Consider the following 8,949-nt stretch of genomic DNA (forward strand, 5'->3'; position numbering starts at 1 on the left):
ATTGTCGGCAGCGAAGGAGGACATTAAGAATTATGTATTTTATTATAATACCGTTCGTCCTCATGCTTACAATCAGGGATTACCATCCGTTTTAGCAAAACAACCTATCAGGGACTGTTAAATTAGTGGATCACTACAAGCTATTCATTAAGGAAATTAACAACACAACTTTCCACTATCTTTCACTATCCACTCGTTTTTTAGTTTTGCTCAACCATTAAGCAAATCAGTCAATTTCTAAACATCATTATCAAACAATATCTTATTTTTGTGACACACATCACAAACCTATAACAACTTCATTACTCGAAAAGGAGTAAAATAAGCGAGCTCATTACCACAATTATTTCAAGGAGAGAATAATGAGAACATTAAAACTAAGTGTTTTAGCTATTTCCGCTGCATTGGCGTTATCTGCTTGCAGTAATCAACAAGATATTGAGAAAAAAAGTGCGCAACGTTTAGTTGATCAAGCCACTTTCGGTGTGAACTGGGTTCAACAATCTGGTGAATACCAAGCGCTTGCTTATCAAGCATTTAATATTGCCAAAATTAGTTTTGATAAAGCAAAAGTACAAAAAGGTAAAAAGAAAGCCGTTGTATCTGACTTAGATGAAACCTTAATTGATAATAGTGCTCACGCTGCATGGCAATCTAAAAATCTACAACCTTATACTAGTGAAGGTTGGACTAAATGGGTAAATGCACGCCAAAGTGCAGCAGTTCCTGGTGCTGTAGAATTTGCAAATTATGTTAATAGCCACGGCGGTACTATGTTCTATGTATCAAACCGCAAAGACAGCAATGAAAAAGCTGGCACCATCGATGATATGAAACGTTTAGGTTTCACTGGCGTAAACGATAAAACTTTATTGTTGAAAAAAGATAAATCTGCAAAATCAGCTCGCTTTGCTGAGATTGAGAAAATGGGCTATGAAATTGTGATGTATGTAGGCGATAATCTAAATGACTATGGTGATGCGACTTATCACAAACCAAATGCAGAACGTCGTCAATTCGTTGCTGAAAACCAAAGCAAATTTGGTAAACAATATATTGTGTTACCAAATCCAAATTATGGTGATTGGGAAGGCGGTTTAGATCCAAATTACTTTAAGAAAAAACCATCTGAACAATTAAAAATTCGTGAAGCTGCGTTAAAAGCGTGGGACGGAAAATAGCCTTTTTATCAAAAACGAAGGGAGTAATGTCCTCTTTACTCCCTTTATTATGCCCAATCTGTTTCAGCACATTACCATCTCAATATTAAATTAATAAAAGGCAATTTTTTAACTTATTGATCCATCAGACTTACAGAAAAAAATAGACAAATGTAGTTTTAGCTGCCCATAAGCTTAGTACTAAAGTAATCATCATTAATTCAAAATGATATTCCTTACCATACTTTGACTTAATCATAAGAAACATAAAAACGGAAAATGCATAACCCACACCCCCATATATTCCCCAAAATATGCCCATTCCTAAAGGAAAAAGAATCAACTTGCTGATAAGTGATGCATCCGGATCAATATGAAAACAGAAGTAAAAAAATAACCCTATTAAAAACAGCATAGTGAACACCAAAACATTCTCTTTTTCATTCATACTCATAGATTCTCCCTCAACATCGTATCGCCGATTTGTTAATCATTTATAAAGTGTTGCACTTAGTTTGACAATTCAAGATCAAAAACGAAGGGAGTAATGTCATCTTTACTCCCTTCATTATTTACCCCAAAGCCAATCCATTAATAATACAAATATATACATCATTGGTAATGCAATTAATATTCCTACAAATCGTTTTATTATAGGGTGATTGGATTGATGAAGTTTCTCGAAAAGACCACAGCTAATATCTCTCTTAATAAATCGCTGCAAAATATATTCTATTCCTTTAAAAAAGGCCATCCATATACCCATATAAATTGCAACTTGAATGAAAAGAAGCACTAGCATCGGCACTAAGGCAATAAAATATTCTGAAAAATTTTGTGGTTTAACTAACCAAAATGACAGTCCAACTAGAAAAATACCTGCAGCAATCATCACTACGTTTTCACAGATATCTTTTTTATCCCTTTCTTTTCTTGTATCTTCATTATGCTCAATCTGTTTCATCACATTACCATCTCAATATTAAATTAATAAAAGGCAATTTTTTACCTTATTGATTCATCATTCTTACAGAAAAAAGTAGACAAATGTGGTTTTAGCTGCCCATAAGCAACATCCCGAACCTATCAATACAACTATCGTTGTTGTATCTGTATCCTTCTGAGCAATAACTAGCAGTAAAACAAAATTCAGTAGTATCACACAGTATATGACAAAAATTATACCGATCCCTAAAGGAAAAAGAATCAATTTGCTGATAAGTGATGCATCCGGATCAATATGAAAACAGAAGTAAAAAAATAATCCTACTAAAAATAGTAAAGCTAACCCAAAAATTTTCTCATCCATATATTTTTCCTCAACATCGTATCATTGTTTGTTAATCATTTTACACAAAAGCCCCAAATTACATAGTAATTTGGAGCTTTGTAGTCGAATTAATGAAAATAATTGAGACTTAGTTCAAATAACTAAACACTCTTACCACTTTCTTCACGCCGTTAATGGTACGCACTACATCTACCGCGGCATTAGCTTGTGCTTGTGTTAAACGACCTAATAGATACACAACACCATTTTCTGTGACAACTTTGACATCTGTCGCTTTCACATTACCATTCACAAATAGTTTGGATTTGGCTTGTGTTGTGATCCAAGTATCTTTACTTGCTTGAGCAAAGCTTACTTTTGGCCCAATTTCAATTTGCTCATAAACATCAGCAATATCTTTTACGCCACGCGCAAGATTAGTTGCCACTTCACGCAAATCTTCACTTGGCACTTGTCCAACTAACAATACTTTAGCGTTATAAACGATCGCACTGACATGCCCTTGTTCATCGAGTTGTTTATCTTTACGAAGTGCATCTGTCACCCGTAATTCTAGTGTTTGATCATCGATTTGAGTGCCTGTGGTGCGCGGATCTGTTGCCACTTTTGTTGCAATTGCTCCACCACCAAGAACTGCTGCAACACAACCTTGCAATAATAAAATTGTGCCTAACGTTGCGGTTAGCTTAAGTAGATTTTTCCATTGATGATTACGCATCATTGCCTCCTTTTTTGGGGTTTAGTGAGAAAATAGCGAAAAATCAATTAATTCGCATAAAGTATTAATAATAAACAAATGTTGTTCCAAAACTCGTACCTCTTTCGGTACTGGAACAGTAATATTAATATCGTTTTCGTCTAATAGACCATCAAGATGATCGCTTTTATCGCCGGTTAATGCAACTACTAAAATATCTTTTTCTTTGGCATTACGAATTAAGGAGAGGGAAATTTCTTCGGTATCCGGCGTTAATACCACTAAAATGTCGCCAGGTTGCACCATCGCATTAAACTGCTTCTGATAGGCTTCAAGCAAGCTGTTATCACTTAATAATGCGGCGCCGACTGTACCGTCCAACCCTAAAAAGACCGCAGGAAAACTCGGGCGTGCAAGCTGATAACGATTGATTAAATTAGCGACAAATAATTGTGCATTGGCAGCTGAACGCCCATAACCAAACACCACCATTTTATTGCCACGCAATAAACATTGCGTTAATTCATTGGTTGTTTTCTCTAAGACTTCTGGAATAACTGCCGCGGTCGCAATATGTCCTTTGATACTCTCTTCGTATAATGCTTTTATTCTTTCTAACATAATCTCAACCATTGAATTCAATAAAATTCTTCAGCCAGGTCAATTGATGATCTTTACCGTCATAAGCAATTACATCAAAACGACAATCTACTGTATCTAAACTTTCATCAAATTGGCTTAACCATACGTTTGCTGTTTTAATCCATTTTTGCTGTTTAGCCCAAGAGATGCTCTCTACCGCTGAACCAAACTGATCACTTTTACGCTGACGAACCTCAATAAACACGATGGTTTGCTGCTCTCGCATAATTAAATCCAGCTCACCACATTTAAAACTTTGGTTTGCCGCAATAAAACTCAGCCCTTTTTGCTCTAAAAAACGGCGAGCTTGTTGCTCAAACTCGCCGCCTTGTTGTCTAGGTTTAAATAACGTCATTAAATTAGTTAATTGTTTTAATGTTACCGTTATCGTATTGCATCCATGTCATCGCACGTTCAATGTTACAACCATCACCAGCACTTAACACACCAGTTAAGCCGTTAATGGTATAACCCGGAATTTGACGCATTTCAGCAAATTTATTGATTAACATCCAAGCATCTGCACCCATTGCATATAAGCGAAGTAGTGAGTAATCGCCATTCGCTAATTTCAACGCTTGTTGATAGCTTGCAGAATTTAAATCACTTAAGAATGGAATATCACTAAATTTTACGCCATTCATAGTTAAGCGATAATCTGGACCATTATTTGCTGAATTGCTGCGTGAAGTTGCATAGATTGCAATACCATGTGCATCAGAATTATCTAATGCAGTTTTAATTTCTTGTAATTGTTGACTGTCAGCAACCACATAAATTGCATTCACTTTGCCAGACATTGAGGCATTCTTAATATTAGCCAAAATATCATCAACTAAGTTGTAGTAATAGGTATTCGCGTCAGTACCTGCTAAAGTTTGCCATTTTGCATTGAAGGCTGAAGCACTACGTTGGCCAAGATCATTTTGCGGCGCAAACACAATTGGATTGGTTTCGCCATCATGCCACATTTTTACTGCCGCTGATTGCGCTTCATCTTCTGGTGATAAACCGTAATAACAAACGCCTTGTAACGGACGCATACTTGGTGCGGTATTTAAGGTTAATACGCTTAATCCTTGCATTGCATTGCTATTTAATAATGCTTCAACATTATCTTTTAATAATGGACCCACTACCGCCTGTGCACCGTCTTGTTTTGCTTGATTAACTAAATCCGCTACCGGTGTACCGCCCATTGTGTCATAAGCTTTCACGATTACTGGTGAATTACCATGGGCATCATTGAAGCCTTGCTGAATAATTTTACCGATAAGTTCGCCATTACCGCTTAAAGGCAATAATAATGCTACTTGTTGAATTTTGAGGTCTTCAAAATTCACAACACCACGTAAATCCGTTGGCAATAAAAAGGCTGCTGGATGATTTGCATAGGTTGTTTTCCAATTTTGAATCGCAAAACGCATTTGATCTGGTTGAGAGATGTGATCATTATAAACTTTAGCTAAATCGACCCAACCCTTTAGCGCAATATCATTTGGATCAACAATTAAGCTGTTTAAAGTGTTTTTATCTAAACTTCTTAATAAGCTCCAAATAGTATCGTTGTTTTGTTGCTTGCGTTGCATATCGCTAATAAAACGATCCATTTGTACGTGAGCATTAATTGCGCCAACAGTATCTTGATTATTTTCCGCAACTTGCGCTAGCACTTCATAATAACGTACTTTTTGTGAATTACTTAAGCTATCCATATTGATTGTATTAAGTAAACCTGTTGCACCATTGCTGTCACGTTGTGCCGCTAACACTGCTGCTTTTAAAATTGAGGCATCAAGTTGTTGATCATCGTCAAGCTCTTTTAAAGAAGATAATAGGCTTGCTGCTTGAGCAATTTTATTTTCACTAATCAATGCACGTACTGCCAATAATTGGTAATTAGTACGTTCTTCCGCATCTTGGCTACTATTAACTTTGTCTAAATAAAAATCTGAACTTGCATAAGCATCATTTTGTAACATGCTATTACCTGAACCAGATAATGTGCTACAACCTGCGATGCTAAACATCACAAAAAAAATCAGTAAAAGATTTTTTAAATTCATTCGTTGTAATAGAATGTTTAACATATTCATCCCTATGATAATTTGAACTATCATGACAAAAGAAAACCGCTCAACTGACTGTTGAGCACCTGTGAAATCTTACTTATCTATTAGTTTAAAAGCAAATAAAAGACTTAATTATGAGCAATTTATTTGGCACATTGTATATTGTTGCTACACCAATCGGAAATTTAAATGATATCAGCCAACGCGCGTTGGATATTTTAACTCAAGTTGACCTTATTGCGGCAGAAGATACTCGCCATAGTGGGTTATTATTAAATCATTATGCGATTAAAAAACCACTATTTGCGTTACACGATCATAACGAACAGCAAAAAGCTGCTTTATTAATCGAGAAATTACAACAAGGTACGAATATTGCCTTAATTTCTGATGCGGGTACTCCATTAATTAGCGACCCAGGCTTTCATTTGGTGCGCGCTTGTCGTCAAGCGGAAATTCAAGTAGTGCCGATTCCCGGTTGCTGCGCAGCAATTACCGCACTATCTGCTGCCGGTATTGCCTCCAACCGTTTCTGTTTTGAAGGCTTTTTACCTGCCAAAAGTAAAGCGCGGCGCGATCGCTTATCCGCATTAAATAATGAAACTCGTACCTTAATTTTTTATGAATCAACTCATCGCATTTTAGACACTTTACAAGATATGTTATTGATCTTCGGTAAAGATCGTTACCTGGTCATGGCACGCGAATTAACAAAAACTTGGGAAACCATTTATGGTAATACGCTCGCCGAGTTGATTGACTGGTTACAGCAAGATGCTAATCGTTGTAAAGGAGAAATTGTCTTAGTGGTTGAGGGAGCGCCCGAACAAGAGGACGCTGAGTTCAGCGAACAGGCATTGTTAAGTTTGCGTTTAATCAGTCAAGAATTACCACTGAAAAAAGCAACTGCTATTGTCGCTGAAGTTTATGGTTACAAGAAGAATGCACTCTACCAATATGGTTTAGACCATTTTGCTAATGAGCGCTAATCGTTAAAAAAGGAATTATTGTGCATCATCATCATTATTTAGAAATGCAAGAACATTATCTTTATGTTCCTTATTTCGATCATATGCGACGTATTCGTGTTTTATTACCCAAAAATTATCATCAAAAACATTGGCAACGTTATCCTGTGTTATATATGCACGATGGTCAAAATGTGTTTTATAGCAAAGAATCTTATTCTGGTTATTCATGGAAAATTATTCCAACTATCAAACACTATAAAGAACTCCCTAAAATGATCATTGTGGGCATTGATAATGCCGGTACAGAACGCTTAAATGAATATGCGCCTTGGCAAACGGACGTTGGCTCTCCTGATGTGCGTCATCTCGGTGGTTTAGGAATGGAATATGGTCAATGGGTAGTCGAGGTAGTAAAACCATTTATTGATCAAACTTATCGCACCTTACCAGAACGTGAACATACACTACTCGCTGGTAGCTCAATGGGTGGCATTATTACTGCTTATATGGGCGCAGCTTACCCGCATATTTTTGGTCATTTAGGTGTATTCTCTCTCGCTTCGTGGTTTAGCGAATCTGACTTTTTAGATTTTATGCACCAACATCCGCTTGATCCTGCCAGTAAAGTATTTATTCAAGTAGGTACTAAAGAGGGAGATGATGCCGATGCTGAATTTATTTCTAATATGAATCAAGCTTATATTGATTGCACTTTGCGTTATTACCAATCTTTATTACGTACAGGGCACCCATTAGACAATATTTGTTTACGAGTAATGGCAAATGAAATCCACCACGAAAAACATTGGGCAGATCATTTTGTTGAGTTTTTGTGGTTTTCGCTTTTAAGTGATTGATATAGGTAAAAATGAAAACTGGCACGTACAAATTAATGCAGAGGTGCCAGTCATATTGGTAAAAAATTTACTGTTCCATATACATAATGTCAAATTATATTATTCAGCACTCCCAAATAAATTGCATTTAACACAATTAAATCAATTTAATTACATTTTGCAAATTTTCTTTATCTTTTTTCTAGCAAATTCCAATAACGTTTCTTATGATAGTCGAACTGCATCTAAGATTATTGGTGAAACATTATGGAACACATCTTTACCAGCATCTTCCCCGTTTTTGGTTTGATTCTCGTCGGCTATTTTTTCAAAAGAATTTCTTTTCCTTCACATGAATTTTGGCCTTTAGCTGATAAACTCACCTACTTTGTGTTAATGCCGTCTTTATTGATTATCGAATTATCAAACGCAAAATTTTCCGCTGATAGCTTAAACTTTATGTTGGTTGTCTTACTGGCGCTGTTTGCAACACTGCTGGTATTAATTTTTCTCAATATGATTTTTAGAACCAGTAATGTAGCTTTTACCTCTATCGTACAAGGAGGTATTCGCTTTAATACTTATGTTTTTCTCGCACTGGCTAGTGCTATCTTTGGCAGTGAAGGATTAGTGTTAAGTGCGATTATTCTGACTGTCGCTATTCCATTCGTGAACGTTTGTTGTGTCAGCATATTCGCCTTTTATTCCGACAATAATAAATTAGGCTTTTCTTATTTAATAAAATCTATCATCAAAAATCCTTTAATTATTGCCTGTTTAATTGGTGCTACCATCAATTTATCGGGTTTAGCATTACCGATTAGCCTAGAAAATCTATTAAAAATTTTAAGTAAAGCAGCATTACCTTTAGGGTTGTTATCCATTGGTTATGCATTAGTGATTCGTGAATTGAACAGCTCTAAACGTGACCTGTTGATTAGCTCTGTAGCAAAATTTATCGTGTTACCATTTTTTATGTATATCTTGGCACAAGGTTTTGCCTTAGATCCTTTAATGCAAGCTGTTCTAGTCTTATTTGGTATTATGCCGACCGCACCAAGTGCTTTTATCTTAGCCCGACAATTAGGCGGTCATTTACCTTTAATGACGAGCATTATCACGATGCAAACTTTAGTCGCCGTCGTTTGGATCATCTTATTTTTAAAATTTATTATTTAAAGATTACAAAAATTAGGGGCTTTCATATAAAGCCCCAGACTGCTGACAAACCTAAATTTTGTCACAAACTTCTATAAAATAGCTTTGGGTCCCCTCTCACT

General features: G+C 36.0%; 11 protein-coding genes. 4 read left to right on the forward strand and 7 right to left on the reverse strand.

All coding sequences use genetic code 11. The features are described 5' to 3' along the window. Positions 1-362: 362 nt before the first annotated feature. Entirely contained in the window at positions 363-1,181 is an 819-nt protein-coding gene (locus QS62_RS06510) for a 5'-nucleotidase, lipoprotein e(P4) family (RefSeq protein WP_066107681.1), read from the forward strand. A gap of 130 nt (positions 1,182-1,311) precedes the next feature. On the opposite strand, the gene QS62_RS06515 is transcribed toward QS62_RS06510, so the two are convergent. From QS62_RS06515 to QS62_RS06545, 7 genes are all read right to left on the reverse strand, one after another. Then, positions 1,312-1,614: a hypothetical protein gene (locus tag QS62_RS06515; protein WP_066107685.1), complete on the reverse strand. Its 303-nt coding sequence runs from the start codon at positions 1,612-1,614 to the stop codon at positions 1,312-1,314. A gap of 114 nt (positions 1,615-1,728) precedes the next feature. Continuing rightward, positions 1,729-2,127, reverse strand: coding sequence for a hypothetical protein (locus QS62_RS06520; protein ID WP_197496272.1), 399 nt, complete (start codon positions 2,125-2,127; stop codon positions 1,729-1,731). Positions 2,128-2,187: 60 nt separating this feature from the next. Next, complete coding sequence (locus tag QS62_RS06525) at positions 2,188-2,469, reverse strand: hypothetical protein (RefSeq protein ID WP_066107691.1); 282 nt, start codon at positions 2,467-2,469, stop codon at positions 2,188-2,190. Between the two features lie 109 nt (positions 2,470-2,578). Beyond that, positions 2,579-3,169, reverse strand: a complete 591-nt coding sequence (gene dolP, locus QS62_RS06530; RefSeq protein WP_066107693.1) for a division/outer membrane stress-associated lipid-binding lipoprotein — start codon at positions 3,167-3,169, stop codon at positions 2,579-2,581. Between the two features lie 21 nt (positions 3,170-3,190). Next, entirely contained in the window at positions 3,191-3,781 is a 591-nt protein-coding gene (locus QS62_RS06535) for a D-sedoheptulose-7-phosphate isomerase (protein WP_082966148.1), read from the reverse strand. Beyond that, a complete protein-coding gene (locus QS62_RS06540; RefSeq protein ID WP_066107696.1) occupies positions 3,774-4,145 on the reverse strand; it encodes a YraN family protein in 372 nt (123 codons plus the stop codon). Before QS62_RS06540 ends, QS62_RS06535 begins: the two co-directional genes overlap by 8 nt. A gap of 4 nt (positions 4,146-4,149) precedes the next feature. After that, entirely contained in the window at positions 4,150-5,880 is a 1,731-nt protein-coding gene (locus tag QS62_RS06545; protein ID WP_066107699.1) for a penicillin-binding protein activator, read from the reverse strand. Between the two features lie 116 nt (positions 5,881-5,996). On the opposite strand from QS62_RS06545, the gene rsmI reads away from it, so the two are divergent. The 3 genes from rsmI to QS62_RS06560 all read left to right on the forward strand — a co-directional run bounded on the left by rsmI (position 5,997) and on the right by QS62_RS06560 (position 8,848). Continuing rightward, positions 5,997-6,851: a 16S rRNA (cytidine(1402)-2'-O)-methyltransferase gene (rsmI, locus tag QS62_RS06550; protein WP_066107702.1), complete on the forward strand. Its 855-nt coding sequence runs from the start codon at positions 5,997-5,999 to the stop codon at positions 6,849-6,851. Between the two features lie 44 nt (positions 6,852-6,895). Further along, on the forward strand, positions 6,896-7,690 hold the full coding sequence (locus QS62_RS06555; protein WP_066107714.1) for an alpha/beta hydrolase: 795 nt from the start codon (positions 6,896-6,898) through the stop codon (positions 7,688-7,690). A gap of 246 nt (positions 7,691-7,936) precedes the next feature. Next, positions 7,937-8,848, forward strand: a complete 912-nt coding sequence (locus tag QS62_RS06560) for an AEC family transporter (RefSeq protein ID WP_066107707.1) — start codon at positions 7,937-7,939, stop codon at positions 8,846-8,848. Positions 8,849-8,949: the final 101 nt, after the last annotated feature.

The organism is Gallibacterium salpingitidis (genome assembly GCF_001678495.1).
Lineage (GTDB): Bacteria > Pseudomonadota > Gammaproteobacteria > Enterobacterales > Pasteurellaceae > Gallibacterium > Gallibacterium salpingitidis.

What these genes read in the sequence shown, in the direction of transcription:
- QS62_RS06510 (WP_066107681.1), top strand. Translation starts at nt 363, where the DNA reads ATGAGAACATTAAAACTAAGTGTTTTAGCTATTTCCGCTGCATTGGCG.
- QS62_RS06515 (WP_066107685.1), bottom strand. Translation starts at nt 1,614, where the DNA reads ATGAGTATGAATGAAAAAGAGAATGTTTTGGTGTTCACTATGCTGTTT.
- QS62_RS06525 (WP_066107691.1), bottom strand. Translation starts at nt 2,469, where the DNA reads ATGGATGAGAAAATTTTTGGGTTAGCTTTACTATTTTTAGTAGGATTA.
- dolP (WP_066107693.1), bottom strand. Translation starts at nt 3,169, where the DNA reads ATGCGTAATCATCAATGGAAAAATCTACTTAAGCTAACCGCAACGTTA.
- QS62_RS06535 (WP_082966148.1), bottom strand. Translation starts at nt 3,781, where the DNA reads ATGGTTGAGATTATGTTAGAAAGAATAAAAGCATTATACGAAGAGAGT.
- QS62_RS06540 (WP_066107696.1), bottom strand. Translation starts at nt 4,145, where the DNA reads ATGACGTTATTTAAACCTAGACAACAAGGCGGCGAGTTTGAGCAACAA.
- QS62_RS06545 (WP_066107699.1), bottom strand. Translation starts at nt 5,880, where the DNA reads ATGTTAAACATTCTATTACAACGAATGAATTTAAAAAATCTTTTACTG.
- rsmI (WP_066107702.1), top strand. Translation starts at nt 5,997, where the DNA reads ATGAGCAATTTATTTGGCACATTGTATATTGTTGCTACACCAATCGGA.
- QS62_RS06555 (WP_066107714.1), top strand. Translation starts at nt 6,896, where the DNA reads ATGCAAGAACATTATCTTTATGTTCCTTATTTCGATCATATGCGACGT.
- QS62_RS06560 (WP_066107707.1), top strand. Translation starts at nt 7,937, where the DNA reads ATGGAACACATCTTTACCAGCATCTTCCCCGTTTTTGGTTTGATTCTC.